This is a genomic window from Stenotrophomonas sp. MYb238, from assembly GCF_009496535.1.
Classification (GTDB): Bacteria; Pseudomonadota; Gammaproteobacteria; order Xanthomonadales; family Xanthomonadaceae; genus Stenotrophomonas.
This window is the reverse complement of record NZ_WIDL01000005.1, coordinates 15,962-35,479: the sequence shown is the minus strand read 5'-3', so window position 1 is coordinate 35,479 and position 19,518 is coordinate 15,962. Positions and strand designations below refer to the sequence as shown.

Annotated in this window: 16 protein-coding genes; 7 read left to right on the top strand and 9 right to left on the bottom strand. The window is 71.1% G+C overall.

Annotation, left to right across the window (positions count from 1 at the left end):
* Positions 1-4: 4 nt before the first annotated feature.
* The 3 genes from CQ393_RS04755 to CQ393_RS04745 are packed head-to-tail and all read left to right on the top strand — an operon-like array spanning position 5 to position 2,288.
* Positions 5-934: a 5'-3' exonuclease H3TH domain-containing protein gene (locus tag CQ393_RS04755; protein ID WP_153190486.1), complete on the top strand. Its 930-nt coding sequence runs from the start codon at positions 5-7 to the stop codon at positions 932-934.
* Positions 931-1,479: an NUDIX hydrolase gene (locus CQ393_RS04750; RefSeq protein WP_153190485.1), complete on the top strand. Its 549-nt coding sequence runs from the start codon at positions 931-933 to the stop codon at positions 1,477-1,479. The genes CQ393_RS04755 and CQ393_RS04750 overlap by 4 nt, the downstream gene beginning before the upstream one ends.
* A complete protein-coding gene (locus CQ393_RS04745) occupies positions 1,476-2,288 on the top strand; it encodes an N-formylglutamate amidohydrolase (protein WP_228114283.1) in 813 nt (270 codons plus the stop codon). Before CQ393_RS04750 ends, CQ393_RS04745 begins: the two co-directional genes overlap by 4 nt.
* A gap of 218 nt (positions 2,289-2,506) precedes the next feature.
* Here CQ393_RS04745 and pip read toward each other — a convergent pair whose 3' ends face one another.
* From pip to CQ393_RS04725, 4 genes are all read right to left on the bottom strand, one after another.
* A complete protein-coding gene (pip, locus tag CQ393_RS04740; protein WP_153190484.1) occupies positions 2,507-3,448 on the bottom strand; it encodes a prolyl aminopeptidase in 942 nt (313 codons plus the stop codon).
* Between the two features lie 76 nt (positions 3,449-3,524).
* On the bottom strand, positions 3,525-6,497 hold the full coding sequence (locus CQ393_RS04735; RefSeq protein WP_153190483.1) for a ligand-binding sensor domain-containing diguanylate cyclase: 2,973 nt from the start codon (positions 6,495-6,497) through the stop codon (positions 3,525-3,527).
* A 115-nt stretch (positions 6,498-6,612) separates the two neighbouring features.
* A complete protein-coding gene (locus tag CQ393_RS04730; RefSeq protein ID WP_343199555.1) occupies positions 6,613-9,774 on the bottom strand; it encodes an efflux RND transporter permease subunit in 3,162 nt (1,053 codons plus the stop codon).
* 206 nt (positions 9,775-9,980) lie between these two features.
* Positions 9,981-11,108 carry an efflux RND transporter periplasmic adaptor subunit gene (locus tag CQ393_RS04725; RefSeq protein WP_153190482.1) on the bottom strand — a complete coding sequence of 376 codons (1,128 nt, stop codon included), beginning with the start codon at positions 11,106-11,108 and terminating at the stop codon, positions 9,981-9,983.
* Between the two features lie 106 nt (positions 11,109-11,214).
* On the opposite strand from CQ393_RS04725, the gene CQ393_RS04720 reads away from it, so the two are divergent.
* From CQ393_RS04720 to CQ393_RS04710, 3 genes are all read left to right on the top strand, one after another.
* A complete protein-coding gene (locus CQ393_RS04720; protein ID WP_153190481.1) occupies positions 11,215-11,880 on the top strand; it encodes a TetR/AcrR family transcriptional regulator in 666 nt (221 codons plus the stop codon).
* A gap of 130 nt (positions 11,881-12,010) precedes the next feature.
* On the top strand, positions 12,011-12,658 hold the full coding sequence (locus tag CQ393_RS04715; RefSeq protein ID WP_153190480.1) for a protein-L-isoaspartate O-methyltransferase: 648 nt from the start codon (positions 12,011-12,013) through the stop codon (positions 12,656-12,658).
* 24 nt (positions 12,659-12,682) lie between these two features.
* Complete coding sequence (locus CQ393_RS04710; protein WP_153190479.1) at positions 12,683-14,041, top strand: TolC family outer membrane protein; 1,359 nt, start codon at positions 12,683-12,685, stop codon at positions 14,039-14,041.
* A 150-nt stretch (positions 14,042-14,191) separates the two neighbouring features.
* On the opposite strand, the gene CQ393_RS18350 is transcribed toward CQ393_RS04710, so the two are convergent.
* Both CQ393_RS18350 and waaA read right to left on the bottom strand, forming a co-directional pair.
* Positions 14,192-14,326: a hypothetical protein gene (locus tag CQ393_RS18350; RefSeq protein ID WP_265588069.1), complete on the bottom strand. Its 135-nt coding sequence runs from the start codon at positions 14,324-14,326 to the stop codon at positions 14,192-14,194.
* Between the two features lie 74 nt (positions 14,327-14,400).
* Entirely contained in the window at positions 14,401-15,696 is a 1,296-nt protein-coding gene (waaA, locus tag CQ393_RS04705) for a lipid IV(A) 3-deoxy-D-manno-octulosonic acid transferase (RefSeq protein WP_153190478.1), read from the bottom strand.
* Positions 15,697-15,817: 121 nt separating this feature from the next.
* On the opposite strand from waaA, the gene CQ393_RS04700 reads away from it, so the two are divergent.
* Positions 15,818-16,744 (top strand): LpxL/LpxP family Kdo(2)-lipid IV(A) lauroyl/palmitoleoyl acyltransferase, encoded by a 927-nt coding sequence (locus tag CQ393_RS04700; RefSeq protein ID WP_153190477.1) that lies wholly within the window; start codon positions 15,818-15,820, stop codon positions 16,742-16,744.
* Here CQ393_RS04700 and CQ393_RS04695 read toward each other — a convergent pair.
* The 3 genes from CQ393_RS04695 to CQ393_RS04685 are packed head-to-tail and all read right to left on the bottom strand — an operon-like array spanning position 16,729 to position 19,377.
* Positions 16,729-18,051: an O-antigen ligase family protein gene (locus CQ393_RS04695; RefSeq protein ID WP_153190611.1), complete on the bottom strand. Its 1,323-nt coding sequence runs from the start codon at positions 18,049-18,051 to the stop codon at positions 16,729-16,731. The genes CQ393_RS04700 and CQ393_RS04695 overlap by 16 nt on opposite strands.
* 7 nt (positions 18,052-18,058) lie before the next feature.
* Positions 18,059-19,171 (bottom strand): glycosyltransferase, encoded by a 1,113-nt coding sequence (locus CQ393_RS04690; RefSeq protein ID WP_153190476.1) that lies wholly within the window; start codon positions 19,169-19,171, stop codon positions 18,059-18,061.
* Positions 19,172-19,179: 8 nt separating this feature from the next.
* A complete protein-coding gene (locus CQ393_RS04685; RefSeq protein WP_153190475.1) occupies positions 19,180-19,377 on the bottom strand; it encodes a zinc-finger domain-containing protein in 198 nt (65 codons plus the stop codon).
* Positions 19,378-19,518 lie beyond the last annotated feature (141 nt).

The window sequence follows — 19,518 nt, the reverse complement described above, 5'->3', positions numbered from 1 at the left end:
GGGCATGGCGCCGGCACGGCCGCTCTACCTGGTCGATGCCAGCCTCTACGTGTTCCGCGCCTGGCACTCGATGCCCGACAGCTTCCAGGACGCGCAGGGCTGGCCCACCAATGCCGTGCACGGCTTCGCCCGCTTCGTGCTGGAACTGCTCGAGCGCGAGCGCCCGGCGCATATCGCCATCGCCTTCGACGAGGCGCTGGACAGCTGCTTCCGCCACCGCCTCTACCCGTCCTACAAGGCCAACCGCGAGCCGGCGCCGGAGGCCCTGCGGCGCCAGTTCGCGCACTGCAAGGCGCTGTGCGCGGCGCTGGGGCTGGTCGTGCTGGCCGACCGCGACTACGAGGCCGACGACCTGATCGGCAGCGCGCTGCACGCCGGGCGCGGCCATGCGCTGCGCGGGGTGATCGTCTCGGCCGACAAGGACCTGTCGCAGCTGCTGCTCGAACACGACGAACAGTGGGACTACGCCCGCAACCAGCGCTGGGGCGCGGCCGGGGTCAAGGCGCGCCATGGCGTGCACGCGCACCAGATCGCCGACTACCTGGCGCTGTGCGGCGACGCGGTGGACAACATCCCCGGCGTCAGCGGCATCGGCGGCAAGTCGGCGGCGGTGCTGCTGGCCCATTTCGGCAGCCTCGACGCGGTGCTGGAGCGGATCGACGAGATCCCCTTCCTGCGCCTGCGCGGCGCCGCGCAGATGGCCGCGCGCCTGCGCGAGCAGCGCGAACTGGCGCTGCTGTTCCGGCAGCTGACCACCATCGCGCTCGACGCGCCGCTGGCCGCGGCCACGCCCGGTTTCGCCCGCGGCGCGGCTGACGCGGACATGCTCGGCGGCCTGTGCGAAGCGCTGCGCTTCGGCCCGCTCACCCGGCGCCGGCTGCTGGCCGCCGCCGGACTGGAATCGCCCCCTCCCCCTGCCAACGCATACGCATGAGCCAGCACACCGCCGAACCCCGCGTCGTCTACGAAGGCCGCTACCAGCGCATGGTGGTGCGCGGCACCTGGGAATACAGCGAGCGCACCCACGCCGGCGGACTGGCCGCGATCATCGTCGCCGTCACCCCGGACGACGAGGTGCTGTTCGTCGAGCAGTTCCGCGTGCCGCTGCAGGCGCGCACCATCGAGATGCCGGCCGGGCTGGTCGGCGACATCACCGCCGGCGAATCGATCGAGGCTTCCGCCATCCGCGAGCTGGAGGAGGAAACCGGCTGGACCGCCGCGCACGCCGAAGTGCTGATGATCGGCCCGACCTCGTCCGGCGCCAGCAGCGAGAAGGTCGCGTTCGTGCGCGTCACCGGCCTGCGCCGGGTCGGCGAGGGCGGCGGCGACGACAGCGAGGACATCACCGTGCACCACGTTCCGCGCCGCCGCGCCGCGGCGTGGCTGGTGGAGAAGATGGGCCAGGGTTACGAGCTGGACGCCAAGCTCTGGGCCGGCCTGTGGATGATCGAACACCACCTGGACGGCCGCCCGCGATGAGCCTGCTCGAACGCCCGGCCGGCATGCCCGCCGCGCCGCTGCTCGGCCCCCGCGACCCGCCGCCGTTCGCCGTGCACAATCCGCACGGCCGCTCGCCGTTCCTGCTGCTGGCCGACCACGCCGGGCAGCGCGTACCCGCCGCGCTGGGCGACCTGGGCCTGGTACAGGCGGAGCTGGACCGCCACATCGGCTGGGACATCGGCATCGCCGGCACCACCCGCGCGCTGTCCACGCGGCTGGACGCGTGGGCGATCGAACAGACCTACTCGCGCCTGGTGATCGACTGCAACCGGCCGCTGGCCTCGCCGACGCTGATGCCCGAAACCAGCGACGGCACCGCCATTCCGGGCAACGCCGGAGCGGACGCCGCGCAGCGGCAGCAGCGCATCGACGCCATCCACGCGCCCTACCACGCGCGCATCGCCGCCGAGCTGGACCGCCGTCGCGATGCCGGCAGGCCGACGCTGCTGGTGATGATGCACAGCTTCACCCCGGCGATGAACGGCATGCAGCGGCCCTGGCATGCGGGCGTGCTGTACCACCGCGACGCGCGTTTCGCCCATGCGCTGCTGCAGGCCCTGCGCGACGAAGGCGACCTGGTGGTCGGCGACAACCAGCCCTACTCGGTGAGCAGCACCAGCGACTACGCGGTACCGGTGCATGGCGAAGGCCGCGGGCTGGTGCACGTGGAGCTGGAGATCCGCCAGGACCTGATCGCCGACGACGCCGGCCAGCAGGCCTGGGCGGAGCGGCTGGCGCGGCTGTTCACCGCATTGCAGCCGACGCTGCTGGCCTGCGCCGCCACGTAGGAGCGCACCCCGGTGCGCGAGGGCTTTCCCCTTTGAATCCCGGCGCGGGGATGCGCGGGCTGCCGCAGGGGGGGCTGCATGAACGCCCTGTCGCGCACCGAGGTGCGCTCCTACGGAAGACATCCGTGCGGTAGTGCCCGGGTCTCGGGTTCCGCTGCGGGAGACGCAGCGGACAGCAGCAACGGAAGCGCCGGCCCGGCCGGCACTCCCGCCAAGGCTCAGGCGAAGCTGTCGGTGGCGCGCACCAGCGCATCCACGTTCTCGGCCTCGAACGCCGAGTGGCCCGAAGCCGGGGTGATGTGCAGCTGCGCCTTCGGCCAGGCCTTGTGCAGGTCCCAGGCATTGGCCAGCGGGCACACCACGTCGTAGCGGCCGTGCACGATCACGCCGGGGATGTCGGCGATGCGATGCGCGTCGCGCAGCAGCTGGTCCTCGACCTCGAAGAAGCCGCCGTTGACGAAGTAGTGGTTCTCGATGCGGGCGAAGGCCAGCGCGAACTGCGGGTCTTCGTGGCTGTTGATGAAGTCGTCGTCCACGTGCAGGAAGCTGGTGGCGCCTTCCCACACGCTCCAGGCCCTGGCCGCGGCGAGGCGGGTGGCCTCGTCGTCGCTGGTCAGGCGGCGGTGGAACGCCGAGATCAGGTCGTGCCGCTCCACCGGCGGGATCGCGCCGACGTAGTGGTCCCAGGCGTCCGGGAACAGGCGGCTGGCGCCTTCCTGGTAGAACCATTCCAGCTCCCAGCGGCGCAGCATGAAGATGCCGCGCAGGACCAGCTCGGTCACGCGTTGCGGATGGGTCTGGGCATAGGCCAGCGCGAGGGTCGAACCCCAGCTGCCGCCGAATACCTGCCACGCGTCCACGCCCAGCGCCTCGCGCAGCGTCTCGATGTCGGCCACCAGGTCCCAGGTGGTGTTGTCCACTAGGTCGGCATGCGGCGTGGAGCGGCCCGAGCCGCGCTGGTCGAACAGGATGATGCGGTACTTCGCCGGGTCGTGGAACTGGCGCATCTTCGCGGTGCAGCCGCCGCCGGGGCCGCCGTGCAGCATCACCACCGGCTTGCCGTCGGGGTTGCCGCACTGTTCGTAGTACAGCGTGTGGCGCTCGTCGACCTTGAGCGTACCGGTGTCGTAGGGCGTGATGGCGGGATAAAGCGTGCGCATGCGCGGACTCACTGCGTGGAGAACCCCCGATTGTAGGCCCGGGCAACGTCGCCGGGGATGCTTCCGGGCATGGGGTTCAGCCGCACACGCGGTTGCGGCCCTCGCGCTTGGCGCGGTACAGCTGGCGGTCGGCGGCGGCCAGCAGGGTGCGCGGGGAATCCTGGTCCGGACCGCGCTCGGCCACGCCGATGCTGGCGGTGACCACCAGCCCCGGATCGACCGCGTCCATGCGCTGGCGGGCCAGCGCCAGGCGCAGCGACTGCAGCCGTTCGGTGGCCTGCTCCAGCGTCAGGCCGCGCAGCACCGCCAGGAATTCCTCGCCGCCATGGCGCGACACGAACAGGTCGCCGTCCAGGTGCTGGCGCAGCAGCCCGGCCACGTCGCGCAGCACGTGGTCGCCGCCCTCGTGGCCGAGGCGGTCGTTGATCCGCTTGAAGTGGTCGATGTCGATCAGCGCCACGCTGAGCGGTTCGCCGTCGCGCCCGGCGTCTTCCAGCGCCTGGCGCAGGTGGATCTCGGCCGCGCGGCGGTTCGGCAAGCCGGTCAGCACGTCGTGCGTGGCCTGGTGCTCGAGCTGCTGCAGCAGCCGATCGCGTTCGATGCCGGCCAGCTCCAGCGCGCGGTTCTTGTCGCTCAGTTCCTCGGTGCGCGCGGCGATCACCCGGTTGAGCCGGCGCTGGCTGCGCCGGTAGCTGGCGGTGCGCAGCCAGAACCCCAGCACCACCGCGGCCACCAGCAGCAGCCCGGCCAACACGCGCGAGGACGTGCGTTTCCACAGCGGCGGCACGACTTCCAGTTCCAGCGTCGCCGCACCCACTTCCGGCAGCCGCGCCCAGTCCAGCGGCAACGCCATGGCCTGCACTTCCAGCCGGTACTGGCCGGGCGGCAGGTTGGTGTAGACCGCCTCGGTGCCGGTTCCGGCCTCCACCCACGCCGCGTCGAAGCCATGCAGGCGGTAGCGGTAGCGCATCTTGTCCGGCGCGCGGAAGTTCAGCGCCGCGTAGTCGACGGCCAGGCGGCGCGCGCCCGGCTCCAGCCGCAGGCGCCCGGCCTGCGCCTGCGCGACGCCGTCCACCGATACCGACTCGAACACCACCGGCGATGCCTTGCCGTCGTAGCGGCCGGCGATCCGCGGGTCGACCAGCCCGAGCCCGGCCGAGGTCGGGAACGCCAGCGCGCCGTTGCTGGCGCGCCAGCCGGCCGGCATCGATGCGCCGTTGCCCTGGTTGCCCGGCATGCCGTCGCTGTGGTCGACCACGTGCACGGCCAGCTGCCGCCGGGTGCCGGCGTCGATCTGGTCCAGTTCCTTGCGGGCGATGCGGAACACGCCGATGTTGCTGGGCAGCCACAGGTTGCCGGCCTGGTCGTCGATGATGCGGAACAGCTTGTCGCGCGGCAGGCCGTGGCGGTGGTCGTAGACCCGGAAGGTGCCCTCGCGCATGCGCAGCAGGCCGCGGTCGCTGGCGATCCACAGGTCGCCCCCGGCATCGCGCAGGAAATCGAACACGTACTGCGCGGGGATCTCGTCCTCGGCGTCCCAGGTCCGCAGCGTGCCGTCGGCGCCCAGCGCGGCCATGCCGCCGGTGGTGCCGATCCACAGCGTGCCGTCGTTGTCGCGGTACAGCGCCTGCACCACCGCCGAGGGCTGGCCCTTGCTGTCCAGCCGCAGCTGCAGCTGTCCGTTCCGGTAATGGCTCAGGCCATGGGTGCCGCCGATCCACAGCCCGCCGTCGGCATCGGCCAGCAGCGCGCGCACGATCGGTTCGCCGCGGCCGTCGAGCCGGATCCGCTCCTGCACCCTGCCCTGCGCATCCAGCCGGAACACGCCCTGGCCGTAGGTACCCGCCCACAGCGTGCCGTCGCGCCAGGCCAGCGCCAGCACCGATGGATCGCGGCCGTTCCCGCTGCCCAGCCGCACCGGCTGCATGCGCCGTTCGTGCCAGCGCTCCAGGCCGTCGGCATGGCCGATCCACAGCGACCGGTCCTCGCTCTGCAGCACCACGCGCACGTAGTCGCTGCGCAGGCCGTCGGCGCGGGTGAAGCCGACCGCGGCGACCTCGGCCACGCGGTGCAGGCCGTCGGTGCTGCCGCTCCAGATCAGGCCCTCGCGGTCGGCGAGCAAGGCCGGGCTCACCGGCCCGGCGATGGCCAGGCGTTCGTCGCCATCGCCGGCATGCCGCAGCAGTTCGCCGCTGCTGCTGGACAGGCTCATCCAGATCGCGCCGACCGCGTCGCGCAGGACCGTGTCCACGCGCCGGCCGGCCTGCAGGTGCGTGACCCTGCCGGCCCCATCGCGCCAGTAGACGCCGTCGTCGGTGGCCAGCAGCCAGCCGCCGGCGCCGTCGGCGGCGATGCCGCGCACCGCGGTGGCCGCCGCCCACTCCCTGGCCCAGGGCGAAGCGCGTCCGTCGTGCAGGCGGAAGGCACCGGCGTCGGTGGCGACGAGCACGGCGCCGCCGTCGCCCCGGGCCAGCGCGTTGACCCGCCCGTCCGGCAGGCCGGCGTCGCCGCCCACCTCGCGGATGCGGCCGGCGGCGTCCATCCGCAACAGGCGCCTGGCCGAGGCGATCCACAGGCTGCCGTCGGCGTCGCGCAGCAGCGCGGTCACCGGCAGGCGCCGCGCCGCGGCCTCGCCCAGGTGCTGCCAGCGGCCCTGGTGATAACGGAACACGCCGTCGGCGGCGGTGCCGAACAGCACGCCGCCATCGGCCTCGGCAAGAATGCAGAACACGCCCGACAGCTCCGCGCCCGGCGTGTTCTGGCGGTCGAAAACGGTGAACTGGCGGCCGTTGAAGCGCACCACGCCTTCCCAGGTCCCGGCCCAGATGAAGCCGTCGCGGTCCTGCGCCAGCGCATGCACGAGGTTGTGCGGCAGGCCGTCGGCCATGGTCCAGCCGCTGACCATGTAATGGCGGCCGTCCTGGGCCGGCGCCGCCGCCGGGAAACACAGGCAGGCCAATGCCAGCACCGCGCCCCAGCGCCACGACGGCGGCCATGCGGCGCGCACGCGGGAAACCACGCCCTTGGCGATCTCGATGCTACCGGCCAACAGAACCGTCCCCCTTCGCGGCTTGGCGCGCCTGCCACCCAGGCCGTCGCGCCGCACCAATCTACCACCGCGAAGGGGGCGCGCATCCGCCGCAAAACCCCGGCGGACGCGGCGTTCAGCTTGCCGCTTCGTCCGGCCGCACCCGGAACCAGGCCGCGTACAGCGCCGGCAGGAACACCAGAGTCAGCACCGTGCCGACGATCAGCCCGCCCATGATCGAGATCGCCATCGAACCGTAGAACGCGCTGCGCGAGAGCGGGATCATCGCCAGCACCGCGGCCAGCGCGGTCAGCACGATCGGGCGGAAGCGGCGCACGGTGGCGTCGATGATGGCGTGCCAGCGGTCGTGCCCGGCGTCGATGTCCTGCTGGATCTGGTCCACCAGGATCACCGAGTTGCGCATGATCATGCCCGCCAGCGCGATGGTGCCCAGCAGCGCCACGAAGCCGAACGGCACGCGGAAGATCAGCAGGAACAGGGTCGCGCCGATGATGCCCAGGGGCGCGGTGACCAGCACCATCGCCGCGCGCGAGAAGCTGCGCAGCTGCAGCATCAGCAGGGTCACCACCACGATCAGGAACAGCGGCATGCCGGCCTTGATCGAGTTCTGCCCGCGCGCCGAATCCTCCACCGTGCCGCCGACTTCCAGCAGGTAGCCGTCCGGCAGCGCGGCGCGGATGCCGTCCAGGGCCGGCAGGATCTGCCCGGTGACCTCCGGCGGCAGCAGGCCGTCGGCGATGTCCGCGCGCACGGTCACGGTGGGCAGGCGGTTGCGGTGCCAGATGATGCCGTCCTCGAACACATACTCGAGCCGGGCCACCTGCGACAGCGGCACCGCGGTGCCGCCGGGCGTGGGAATGGCCAGGCTGGCGAGCAGCTCGAGCTGCGCGCGTTCCTCCTCCGGGCCGCGCAGCAGCATGCCGATCTGGCGGTTGCCTTCGCGGTAGGTGCTCACCTGCATGCCCGACAGCGAGCTGCCCAGGAAGTGCGCGATCTGCGCGCTGCTCACGCCCAGCGCGCGGGCGCGGTCCTGGTCCACCACCAGCCGCACCACCTTGCTCGGCTCGGACCAGTTGAGGTTGACGTTGGCCACGTGCGGGTTCTGCCGCACCTTGTCGGCCACCTGCCGGGCGATGGCCTGCACCCGGTCGATGTGCTCGCCGGACACGCGGAACTGCACCGGGTAGCCCACCGGCGGGCCGTTTTCCAGCCGGGTCACGCGCAGCTGCACGTCGGTGAACTGCGGCACCACTTCCTTGAGCAGCCAGTCGCGTACGTCCTCGCGCGCATGGATGTCCTGCGCCAGCACCACGAACTGGGCGAAGTTGGTCGCCGGCAGCTGCTGGTCCAGCGGCAGGTAGAAGCGCGGCGAGCCGCTGCCCACGTAGCCGACGTAGTTGGCGATGCCCTCGCGCTGTTTGAGCAGTTCCTCCAGCTTGTGCGCCTGCGCCTGGGTCGCGGCCAGCGACGCGCCTTCGGCCAGCTCGATGTCCACCATCAGTTCCGGCCGGGTCGAGTCCGGGAAGAACTGCTGCGGCACGAAGCGGAACATCGCCAGCGAGAATACGAACAGGCCGACGGTGGCGAAGATCACCAGCCAGCGGCGGCGCAGGCAGGCGTCGAGGAACCGCCGGAAGCGCTGGTAGAACGCGCTCTTGTACGGGTCGTGGTCGTGCGCCAGTTCCTTCGGCCGGACCAGGTTGGCCAGCGCGGGGTTACGGTCGGCCCAGCGCAGGCGCTGCGCATGCCAGCGCGCGGCGAGGCTGCCCGGCCGGGGGGCCGCACGGTTGTGCAGGTCCGGCAGCATCTTGTCGCCCAGGTACGGGATGAACAGCACCGCGGCGATCCACGACACCACCAGCGCGATCGTCACCACCTGGAACAGCGAGCGGGTGTACTCGCCGGTGCTGGAGGCGGCGGTGGCGATGGGCAGGAAGCCGGCGGCGGTGATCAGCGTGCCGGTCAGCATCGGGAACGCGGTCGATTCCCAGGCGAAGCTGGCCGCGCGCAGGCGGTCGTAGCCCTGCTCCATCTTGGTGGCCATCATCTCCACCGCGATGATCGCATCGTCCACCAGCAGGCCCAGCGCCAGCACCAGCGCGCCCAGCGAGATCTTGTGCAGGCCGATGTCGAACTGGTGCATGACGAAGAAGGTCATCGCCAGCACCAGCGGGATCGATACCGCCACCACCAGCCCGGTGCGCCAGCCCAGCGAGAAGAAGCTGACCAGCAGCACGATCACCACCGCCTCGGTCAGCACCTTGACGAACTCGCCCACCGAATCCTCCACCGCATGCGGCTGGTCGGAGACCTTGCGCAGCTCCATGCCGGCCGGCAGCGTCTTCTGCAGGCGCGCGAACTCGGCGTCCAGCGCCTTGCCCAGCTTGAGGATGTCGCCGCCGTCCTTCATCGCTACAGCAATACCGATGGCGTCCTCGCCCATGAAACGCATCTTCGGCGAAGCGGGGTCGGCGAAACCGCGCTTGATCTGCGCCAGGTCGCCCAGGTGCACGGTGCGGTCGCCGGCGCGGATCGGGAAGGCGGCGATGTCCTCGACCGACTGGAACTGGCCGGTCACGCGCAGCTGCACGCGGTCGCTGGCGGTCTCGAACCAGCTCGCCGGGGCGATGGCGTTCTGGTCGGCCAGCGCCTGCTGCACCTGCTGCATCGACACGCCCAGCGTGGCCAGCTTGGTGTTGGACAGCTCGATCCACACCTTCTCGTCCTGCAGGCCGAGCAGATCGACCTTGCCGACGTCGGCCACGCGCTGCAGTTCCAGCTGGATGCGGTCGGCGTAGTCGCGCATTAGCGCGTAGTCGTAGCCCTTGCCGGTCAACGCGTAGATGTTGCCGAAGGTGTCGCCGAACTCGTCGTTGAAGAACGGCCCGACCACCTCGGCCGGCAGCTGCGAGCGGATGTCGCCGACCTTCTTGCGCACCTGGTAGAACAGCTCGGGCACGTCCTTGGAGCGCATCGAGTCGCGCGCCATGAAGATCACCTGCGACTCGCCCGGCCGCGAGTACGACTGGATGAACTCGAACTGCCCGGTGTTCATCAGCGCCTTCTCGATCGGCTCGGTCACCTGCCGCGAGACCTGCTCGGCGGTGGCACCCGGCCACGCGGTCTGCACGACCATCGCCTTGAAGGTGAACGGCGGGTCCTCGGACTGGCCCAGGTGCTTGTAGGACCAGGCGCCGATGACCGCCAGCGCGATCATCATGAACAGCACCAGCGGGCGGTTGCCCAGCGCCCATTCGGAGAGATTGAAGCGGCGCACGGGTTACTCCTTGCCTGCCAGATGGGACAACCGCACCGCCATCGCAGCGCGGGCGTCACCGCTCATCCCGTTTCCCCGCTCCGCGCCCCGGCCCGCGCCAGCGGCGCGGACGCTCGAAGGCACGCGCGCCAGTGGCGCGCAGACTGCGCCGCCTCGCCCCAATGGAAGAAGGGCGGAGGTGCCATGCACGAATCTCCTCGACAGGTTCATCGTGCGGCCTCCTGCGCCGGCTTCGGCATCTTCGGGTCGACGGGCTTGTTGCTGCGGTCCACCGCCGTCACCGGCTGGCCCTCGCGCAGCAGGTGGCCGCCGGCGGCGACCACCCAGTCGTCGGCTTTCAGCCCCGACAGCACCGGCACGCTCTGCGCGCCATAGGCGCCGAGCGTCACCTCGCGCAGGTGCAGCGTGCCCTTGCTCGGGTCCACCACCCATACCCCGGCCTGCTGCGGGGACTTGCCCGGCTGCACCGCCGCCAGCGGCACGCTCAGCGCGCCGCCCCTGCCGTGGGCGATATACACGCGTGCGCTCTGCCCCAGCTCCACCGCATCCAGCGCTTCGGCCGCCAGGCTCACGCGCGTGGCGTAGGTGCGCGCCTGCGCATCGGCGGCCGGCGCGATCTCGCGGATGGTGCCGGGCCAGCGCTTGCCGGGACGGTTCCACAGTTCCACTTCCACCGCCTGGCCCACCGCGAAATCGCGGATGCCGCTTTCGGGCAGGGCGATGGCGACCTCGCGGGCGCCGTCGGCGGCCAGCGTATAGATGGTCTGGCCGGCGGCGACGACCTGCCCGGCTTCGGCCTGGCGGCTGGCGATCACGCCGTCGGCGGGCGCACGCAGCTGCGCGTAGCCGGCCTGGTTGCGGGCCACGTCCAGATTGGAACGGGCCGCGTCGGCCTGGCCCTGCGCCGCCTTCAGCGCGGCGGTCTGCGCGTCCAGCGCCGAGCGGCTGACCAGTTGCTGCCCGGCCAGCGTGGCGTAGCGCTTCTGTTCGTCGCGCGCGCGCACCAGGTCGGCCTCGGCGGCGGCGTACTGCGCCTGCGCCGCACGCGCCTGCAGCGCGTAATCGGCCACGTCCAGCTCGGCCAGCAGCTGGCCCTTGCTTACCCGCTGGCCGGCATCGACCTCGCGCCGCAGCAGGTTGCCGCCCACCCGGAACGACAGCGCCGCCTCCTGGCGCGCCCGCACCTCGCCCGGATAGGCGGCGATGGCGTCTCCCCCGCCTTGCGGGTGGACGACCAGGACCGGTACGGCAGGTGCGGGAGCGGGCTCGGATCTGCCGCAGGCGGCCAGCAGGGCCACCAGCAGGGAACCGCCAATCCATCGAGCAGTATTCATGGGCAGGGATCGCAGGGGAGGAGGAAGGGGGATGGCGGCGTTCACCGCCATTACTGAACGAGGCGGTATAGTATAAATATCGAACCAGCTGGTCTAGTATTGCGCGATGTCTTCGCATCACCCTTCCCACACCCCCGGCAAGTCCGCCCCGCGCGGCGCCGGTCCCGGCCGCCCCAAGGACCTGGGCAAGCGCGCCGCGATCCTGGAAACGGCCAAGGAAATGTTCATCGAACTGGGTTTCAACGGCGTGAGCATGGACGGCATCGCCGCCGGTGCCGGCGTCTCCAAGCTCACCGTCTACAGCCACTTCGGCGACAAGGAGACGCTGTTCTCCGAGGCGATCCAGGCCAAGTGCGTGGAGATGATGCCGGACGAACTGTTCGTGACCGACAGCGAGGGCCCGCTGCGCGACCAGCTGCGTGGGATCGGGCACGCGTTCTTCGCCCTGATCAGCAGCGACGCGGCCATCGCCACCCAGCGCATGATGATGACGCCGGAAACCGACGACCGGATCCGGCAGATGTTCTGGCAGGCCGGGCCGCAGCGCACTGAGATCGCGCTGGCCGAATTCCTCGGCGCGCGCGTGGCGCGCGGCGAACTGGCCATCGACGATGCGCACTTGGCCGCGCGCCAGTTCTTCTGCCTGATCAAGGGCGAACTGCACGCGCACATGATGTGCGGGCTGTGCTCGGCCCCGGAGCAGCGGGACGCCGAGGCGCACATCGCCACCACGGTCGATTTCTTCATCCGTGCGTATGCGCCCCGCTCCTAACCTGAACGAACCGGAGGTCGTGATGACTTCCGGCACTGCGGACCTGCCGCGGGCACGGCGATGCTTGCCGCGCACTGCCCGCGCCAACCGGTAAAATGGCCGGCCCACTGCGCCGGATTGACGAGACACCATGACGATCGATTATTCCCACGCCCGCGAAATGATGGTCGAACAGCAGGTACGTCCCTGGGACGTGCTGGACCTGCGCGTGCTGGACGTCCTGGCGCGGCTGCCGCGCGAAGCCTTCGTGGCCGAGTCGCACAAGGCGCTGGCCTATGCCGACATCGAATTGCCGCTGGGCCATGGCCGGAAGATGATGAAGCCGGTCGTCGAAGGCCGCATGCTGCAGGCGCTGGACCTGCAGCCGGGCGACGAAGTACTGGAAATCGGCACCGGCAGCGGCTTCATCAGCGCCTGCCTGGGCGAACTGGCCCGCGAGGTGCTGAGCCTGGAGATCCAGCCGGAGCTGGCCGAACGCGCCCGCGCCAACCTGGATGCCGCCAGGCTCGGCTCCAACGTGCGCATCGAGGTCGCCGACGCCCTGCAGTGGCAGACCCAGCGCCATTTCGACGCCATCTGCATCACCGGCGCGGTGGACACCGTGCCGGCGCACATCCTGAAGTGGCTGCGCCCCGGCGGCCGCCTGTTCGTCATCCAGGGCCGCTCGCCGGTAATGGAGGCGGTGCGGGTCAAGGCCGACGGCAGCGTCGAATCCCTGTTCGAAACCGACATCGACTATCTGCAGGGTGCCGCCCCGGCCCCGCAGTTCCAACTCTGATCCGCTACATCCAAGGAAGCCGCAATGATCCGCCGATCCCTCGCACTTGCGCTGGCTGTCGCCCTCTCGCCGCTGGCGGCCAACGCCGCCGACCTGCTGCAGGTCTACGAAATGGCCCGCAACGGCGATCCGCAGCTGGCCTCCGCCGAATCCAACCGGCTGTACACCAAGGAAGGCCAGGTGCAGGCGCGCGCGGCCCTGCTGCCGTCGCTGGGCGGCACCGCCTCGCTGAACCGCACCCGCACCTCGCTGGAAGGCGTCAGCGGCTCGACCACCTCCACCGCGCGCCGCTACAACATCAGTGGTGAGCAGACCCTGTTCAACTGGACCCAGTTCGCCAACCTGCGCGCGCAGCGCGAGATCAGCAAGGCGGCCGACTTCGACCTGGAATCGGCGAACGACGACCTGATCGTGCGCACCGCCACCACCTACTTCAACGTGCTGGTGGCGATCGAATCGCTCAGCGCCGCGCAGACCAACGAGGCGGCGGCCAAGAAGCAGTTCGACTACGCCGACAAGCGCCTGGAAGTGGGCCTGGCGCCGATCACCGACGTGCACGAAGCCCGCGCCCAGTACGACCAGGCGCGCGCCAACACCATCCTGGCCCGCAACACGCTGGCCGACGCCTACCAGGCGCTGACCGAACTGACCGGCCAGCCGGTGCAGGGCCTGCGCAGCCTGCCGGAAGACTTCCGTCCGGAACTGCCGGCCAACCGTGGCGACGTGGACAAGCTGGTGGCCGACGCGATCACGCAGAACCCGGCGCTGAAGGCGCAGGAACTGAAGGTCAACGCCGCCGAGTCCGGCGTCTCGGCCGCCCGCGGCGGCCACTACCCGACCCTGTCGCTGGGCGGCACCTGGGGCAAGAGCGCCAACTGGGGCGACAGCGTCGGCGCGTCGTCGTCCGGCCCGGATGCGACCACCAACTCGATCGGCCTGACCCTGAACGTGCCGATCTTCGCCGGCGGCGCCACCCAGTCCTACGTGCGCCAGGCCCTGGCCCAGCGCGACATGGCCCAGGACGGTTACGAGCAGCAGAAGCGCGCGCTGGACCGCAACACCCGCAATGCCTACCAGGCGGTAGTGGCCGGCATCAGCGAGGTCGAGGCGCGCCGCCTGGCCGTGGTGTCGGCGCAGAGCGCCTACGACGCCTCGCAGGTCGGCCTGGAAGTCGGCACCCGCACCGTGCTGGACGTGGTGCAGAACCAGCGCACCCTGTTCCAGGCCAAGCTCGACTACGCGCAGGCCCGCTACAACTTCCTGCTCAGCCGCCTGCAGCTCAGCCAGGCCATCGGCGGGCTGGACGTGGCCGAGGTACAGGACGTCAACCGCCTGCTCACCCAGGATGCGGAAGCCCAGCTGGCACCGGGCAGCATGCAGTAATCCCCGCCCTGCATCGGCGTGGAAACGGAAAGGCGGGCTTCGGCCCGCCTTTCTCGTGTCTGCCAATCCGTTCGCCGGGCTCGCGTGGCAGTGGACGAAGCGAGCGCCACCTCTGCCCCCACACAGACATAGCGAGCGGTAGGAGCGGGTTCACCCGCGATCGCCGTTGCCGTTGCCGTTGCCGTTGCCGTTGCCGTTGCCGTTGCCGTTGCCGTTGCCGTTGCCGTTGCCGTTGCCGTTGCCGTTGCCGTTGCCGTTGCCGTTGAAGCGTACACGCAAAGTCATCACACAGACGCCGCCGCGATCTCCAACCTGACCCTTCCCTGCAATACCCATGCGCGGCAACGCGTACATACCCTTCACTCCGGCGCCGGCAGGCGCGGTCCGATCAGTTCCAGCGTGCGCTCCAGCGCGCCGCGGCCGTTGGCGACCAGCTCGGCGCCCGCCTCGACCATCCGCCGGCGGGCCGGCGCATCGCCCAGCAGGTGCAGCAGTTCGTCGCCGACCTGGGCGACGTCGCCGCGGATGCACAGCGCGCCGGCTTCGCTCATGCGCCGCGAGATCTCGGCGAAATTGTGCAGGTGCGGGCCGGTGATCACCGCCGTGCCCATCGCCGCCGGCTCGAGCAGGTTGTGCCCGCCGATGGCCTGCAGGCTGCCGCCGACGAAGGCGACCTGCGCGCAGGCGAAGAACGGCATCAGTTCCCCCAGCGTGTTGATCACGAATACCTGGGTGTCCGCGCCGGGCCACCGCTCGGCGCTGCGCGTGGCCACGCGCCAGCCCTGCGCGCGCACCGCCGCCTCGACCTTGCCGAACCGTTCCGGATGCCGTGGCGCCCACAGCAGCAGGGCGTCGGGATGGCGCTCGAGCACGCGCGCATGCAGGTCGATGACCGCCTGCTCCTCGCCTTCGTGCGTGCTGGCGGCGATCCACGTCGTCCGGCCGGCGGGCACGTGCGCATGGAAGGCGGCAAGCATTTCCGCCGGGTCCGGCGGACGGATGTCGAACTTCAGGTTGCCCAGCGCGCGGACCTGTTGCTCCCGCGCGCCGAGCATGACGAAGCGGCGCGCGTCCTCGCGCGACTGCGCGGCCACGCAGGTCACCGTGCGCAGCGCGCGCCCCACCAGCGGCCGCAGCAGGCGATAGCCCTTCAACGAACGGGCCGACAGCCGCGCGTTGAGGATGTAGACCGGAACGCCGCGGTCGCGGCAGCCGAACAGCAGGTTCGGCCACAGCTCCGTCTCCAGGATCAGCGCCAGGCTGGGGCGGAAATGCTCGAGGAAGCGGCCGACGCTGCCCGGCACGTCGTACGGCAGGTAGACGTGGTCCACCGCCTCGCCCCACAGCGCGCGCACCCGCTGCGAGCCGGTCGGGGTGATGGTGGTGATGACCCAGCGGATGTCCGGCCGCTGCCGGCGCAGGGCATCGACCACCGGCGCGGCGGCGTTGACCTCGCCCACCGACACCGCATGCAGCCACACGCACGGCCGGCGGCCGCTCTCCGGATAGGAGGCATAACGTTCGTCCCAGCGCTTGAAGTACTCGCGCACGCGGAAGCCGCGCCAGACCAGGTGATAGACGGTGATGGGCAGCAGCAGGTACAGCAGGGCCGAGTACAGGCCCCGCAGCAGCGTTTCGACGGGATCCTTGCGCATGCGGCGAGGATACCTAGGAGCGGGGAACTAGTGGATAGGAAGCAAGGGAAAGCGGCCATGCCCTGTTTGCCTTTGCCGGTCGCGGGTTCCCATCCACCGGTTCCTCATTAGAATCCCACCCATGTCCGACACCCCCACCACCGCCACCCGCCCGTCGCCGTGGCAGCCCCGCCACTGGCCGACGTTCGCCTGGCTGGGTCTGGCCATGCTGGGTGCGCGCCTGCCCTGGTTGCTGCAGCGCGCGATCGGCCGCGGCATCGGCTGGCTGGCGCTGCACCTGGCCGGTTCCCGCCGCCACGCCGCCGAAGTGAACATCGGCCTGTGTTTCCCCGAACAGGACGAGGCCTGGCGCCGGCAGCTGCTGCGCGACAGCTTCGACGCGCTGGGCGTGGGCATCTTCGAGTTCGCGCGGGCGTGGTGGGGCGGCATCGACGCCATCCGCCCGCAGGTGGAGATCGAAGGGCTGGAGCACCTGCGGGCATTGCAGGCCGAAGGCCGTGGCGTGCTGCTGGTGTCCGGGCACTTCATGACCCTGGAGATGTGCGGGCGCCTGCTGTGCGACCACGTGCCGCTGGCCGGCATGTACCGCCGCTACCGCAACCCGGTGATGGAATGGGCGGTCAAGCGCGGCCGCCTGCGCTACGCCAGCGCGATGTTCGCCAACGAGGACATCCGCGCCACCGTGCGCCACCTCAAGAAGGGCGGCTTCCTGTGGTACGCGCCCGACCAGGACATGCGCGGCAAGGATTCGGTGTTCGTGCCGTTCTTCGGCGTGCCGGCCTCCACCATCACCGCCACGCACCAGTTCGCGCGCCTGACCGGTTGCGCCGTGGTGCCGTACTTCCACCGCCGCGAAGGCGGGCGCTACCTGCTGAAGATCGCCGCGCCGCTGGCCGGCTTCCCCACCGACGACGCGGTCGCCGATACCGCGCGTGTCAATGCCGCCATCGAGGAAATGGTGCGCGAGGCGCCCGCCCAGTACCTGTGGATCCATCGCCGCTTCAAGCGGCAGCCGGAAGGGCGCAGCCGCTTCTACGAGCGCGGCTGAGCGCTTTGCGCCGAACGTTCGGCCGGGTTGGCCAGCAGCGCGCCGGCGAACAGCGCGGCCAGCAGCAGGGTCGCGCCGCCCCAGAACGCCGAGTAGAACGCCAGGTGGGTATTGAACGGGAACACCGTCACCGCCAGCGCCAGCGTCGCCGGCCGTGCGCGCGTGCGCGCCTCCTCGTCCGCATAGCGCCAGGCGCGCCAGGCCATGGCCGCCCCCGCCAGCCACAGCAGCAGGCCCAGCACGCCGGTCTCGGCCAGGATCTCCAGCACCAGCTGATGGGCGTGCAGGGCGGGACCGGCGCCCCACGCCGCGTACTGCCCCGGCGCCGGATCGCACTGCGGATAGGCGTTGCGGAATTCGCGCACGCCCACGCCGTTGAACGGATGCGCGCGCACCATGCAGGCCGCGGCCGTCCAGATCTGGCCGCGCCCGGACAGCGCCGCATCCACGCCTTCGGCATCGCCGGCCAGCGCCAGCGTCGTGCGCGCGACACGCTCGCGCACCTGGGTGGAGAATCCCGCCAGCGCCACCGCGCCGAGGACGGCGGACAGCAGCAGCAGCGCCATGCCCTTCCTGCCCAGCAGGCGCCAGCCCGAGAACAGCACCACCAGGGCGTAGGTGAGCCATGACGCGCGCGAGCCGGCCAGCACGATCACCGCGCCGGTGGGCACCGCCGCCAGCAGCCAGCCCCAGCGTCCCCAGCGCGCGGCGGCGGCGAACAGCAGGAACGGCGCGAGGCTGGCCAGCACTTGGCCGAACTTCAGGTTGCACGGCCCGAACACGCCGCTGAGCCGGTCCACCAGCGCCGTTTCCCCGGCGCTGCACAGGCCATGTCCGTTGATCAGCCACTTGAGCTGGTCCATCGACCAGAACAGCGGGCTGGTGCCGGCCGCTGCCTGCGCCAGCGCATCCAGAACCCAGAGCGCGACGACGACGCCCAGCCCGGCGAAGGTGATGCGGCGCCGCGCGTCGGTCGCCACCGCGACGGCGACCAGCCACATGAAAGGCAGATGGCGCAGCCCGGCCGCCACCCTGCCCCAGGCCTTGGCCGGATCGTCGGCGTCCAGCGCGGAAACCAGCTGCGGCAGCCAGTAGGCCAGGAACAGCGTGCTGGTCAACGCCCATGCCGGCACGCTGAGCAGGGAAGTGCCGCCGGCACGGAAACGCAGCTGCAGCAGGCGGACCACCGCCGCCACCGCGCCCAGCCCCAGCACCGCCTCGGCGATGCCCGGCGCCGGCCACAGCGCGACAAAGGCGATCACCCAGGCCGGCGCCCATTTCCCGGGAGCGGACGGCGCAGGCTGCATGCGGGAATCAATCGACAAGTTCGCCATAGGTATCCAGCGTCGCGCGCTGCATCGCCCGCAAGGTGTAAGGAATGCGCCGCGGCAGCGATGGCGGTTGCCGCAGCAGCTCCATCGCCCGCGCCGCCAACGCCGCCGCCTCGCCCTTGGGCACCGCGCCGGTGGGCTGCAGTTCGGCCAGCAGTTCACCCACGCCGCCATGGTCCCAGCCCAGCACCGGGCGGCCGACGGCCAGCGCCTCCAGCACGGTGCGGCCGAAGGCTTCGGGCTTGTCCGACAGCTGCAGCACCAGGTCGCTGGCTGCGTAAGCCTGCGCGATCCGCGCGGTCGGTTCGGTGATGGCGACACCATCGGCGATGCCCAGCGCCGCGGCCTGTTGTTCGAGTTCGCGCACGTAGGCCTCGCGCCCGGGTTCGCGTGCGCCGGGCATCCACAACCGCGCCGGCATGCCCTGCTGCCGCAGCGCCGCCAGCAGGCGCAGCGCGTGCGCATGCCCCTTGAGGCGGGTACCGCGGCCGGGCAACAGCAGTAGCGGCCCTTCGCCGGCCAGCGCTGGATGCAGCGCGTCCACCGACAACCGCGCACGCCGGTCGGCCGGCGCCACGTGCGGGAACTGCGCCAGGTCCACGCCGCGCGGAATCACCCGCAGGCGCTGCGGATCGGTGTGCGGGTAATGGCCGAGCAGGTAGTCGCGCACGGTCCTGGACACGCAGATCACGCGCTCGCCGCTGGCCATGATGGCGCTGTAGCGGCCCGGCGAATTCAGCCCGTGCATGGTCGTGACCCAATGCGGGCGCCGTTCGCGCGGCAGGCCGCGCAGCGCATGCCAGCCCAGCCAGGCCGGCAGCCGCGAACGCGCGTGCACGATGTCGGCGCCGGTTTCGGCGAACAGCCGCCGCAGCGACACCACGTGGCGCAGGGTCAGCAGCGACTTGCGGCCGATATCCAGCGCCAGATGCTCGGCGCCCAAGTCCAGCAGCGGCTGGACCAGGCGGCCGCCGGCCGAGACCACGATGGCGCGATGCCCCGCTTCCACCAGCGCCTGCGCGATTTCCAGCGTCGAACGCTCCACGCCGCCGGAGTGCAGCGCCGGCAGCAGCTGCACCACGGTCAGGCGGCGCATCGTGGCGTTCAGTCGACCAGCACGAACACCGCGCCGCAGTACGGGCATGCGGCTTCGCCGTTGGGCTCTTCGTCGATCGGCAGGTAGACCCGCGGATGCGAATTCCACAGCGCCATCTCCGGGGTCGGGCAGCTCAACGGCAGATCGGCACGGTGCACGTTGTAGCGGTTCTGCGCGTTCGCAGGCGCGGTGGCGGTATGGCTCATGGCGTCATTCACACAGGAAAACCGGGACCGGCCAATTCTAGCAGCGCCGGGCAGGCGCATGAGCCACGCCGGGCATAACCGGCCGCCATGCCCGTCGCCGTTTTTTTCAATGGCCGCGGCCAGGGCGCCCGCCTATGGTGG

Coding starts and splice junctions, on each gene's coding strand:
- CQ393_RS04755 (WP_153190486.1), top strand. CDS start 5: ATGGCGCCGGCACGGCCGCTCTACCTGGTCGATGCCAGCCTCTACGTG.
- CQ393_RS04750 (WP_153190485.1), top strand. CDS start 931: ATGAGCCAGCACACCGCCGAACCCCGCGTCGTCTACGAAGGCCGCTAC.
- CQ393_RS04745 (WP_228114283.1), top strand. CDS start 1,476: ATGAGCCTGCTCGAACGCCCGGCCGGCATGCCCGCCGCGCCGCTGCTC.
- pip (WP_153190484.1), bottom strand. CDS start 3,448: ATGCGCACGCTTTATCCCGCCATCACGCCCTACGACACCGGTACGCTC.
- CQ393_RS04725 (WP_153190482.1), bottom strand. CDS start 11,108: ATGAATACTGCTCGATGGATTGGCGGTTCCCTGCTGGTGGCCCTGCTG.
- CQ393_RS04720 (WP_153190481.1), top strand. CDS start 11,215: ATGTCTTCGCATCACCCTTCCCACACCCCCGGCAAGTCCGCCCCGCGC.
- CQ393_RS04715 (WP_153190480.1), top strand. CDS start 12,011: ATGACGATCGATTATTCCCACGCCCGCGAAATGATGGTCGAACAGCAG.
- CQ393_RS04710 (WP_153190479.1), top strand. CDS start 12,683: ATGATCCGCCGATCCCTCGCACTTGCGCTGGCTGTCGCCCTCTCGCCG.
- CQ393_RS18350 (WP_265588069.1), bottom strand. CDS start 14,326: ATGACTTTGCGTGTACGCTTCAACGGCAACGGCAACGGCAACGGCAAC.
- waaA (WP_153190478.1), bottom strand. CDS start 15,696: ATGCGCAAGGATCCCGTCGAAACGCTGCTGCGGGGCCTGTACTCGGCC.
- CQ393_RS04700 (WP_153190477.1), top strand. CDS start 15,818: ATGTCCGACACCCCCACCACCGCCACCCGCCCGTCGCCGTGGCAGCCC.
- CQ393_RS04695 (WP_153190611.1), bottom strand. CDS start 18,051: ATGCAGCCTGCGCCGTCCGCTCCCGGGAAATGGGCGCCGGCCTGGGTG.
- CQ393_RS04690 (WP_153190476.1), bottom strand. CDS start 19,171: ATGCGCCGCCTGACCGTGGTGCAGCTGCTGCCGGCGCTGCACTCCGGC.
- CQ393_RS04685 (WP_153190475.1), bottom strand. CDS start 19,377: ATGAGCCATACCGCCACCGCGCCTGCGAACGCGCAGAACCGCTACAAC.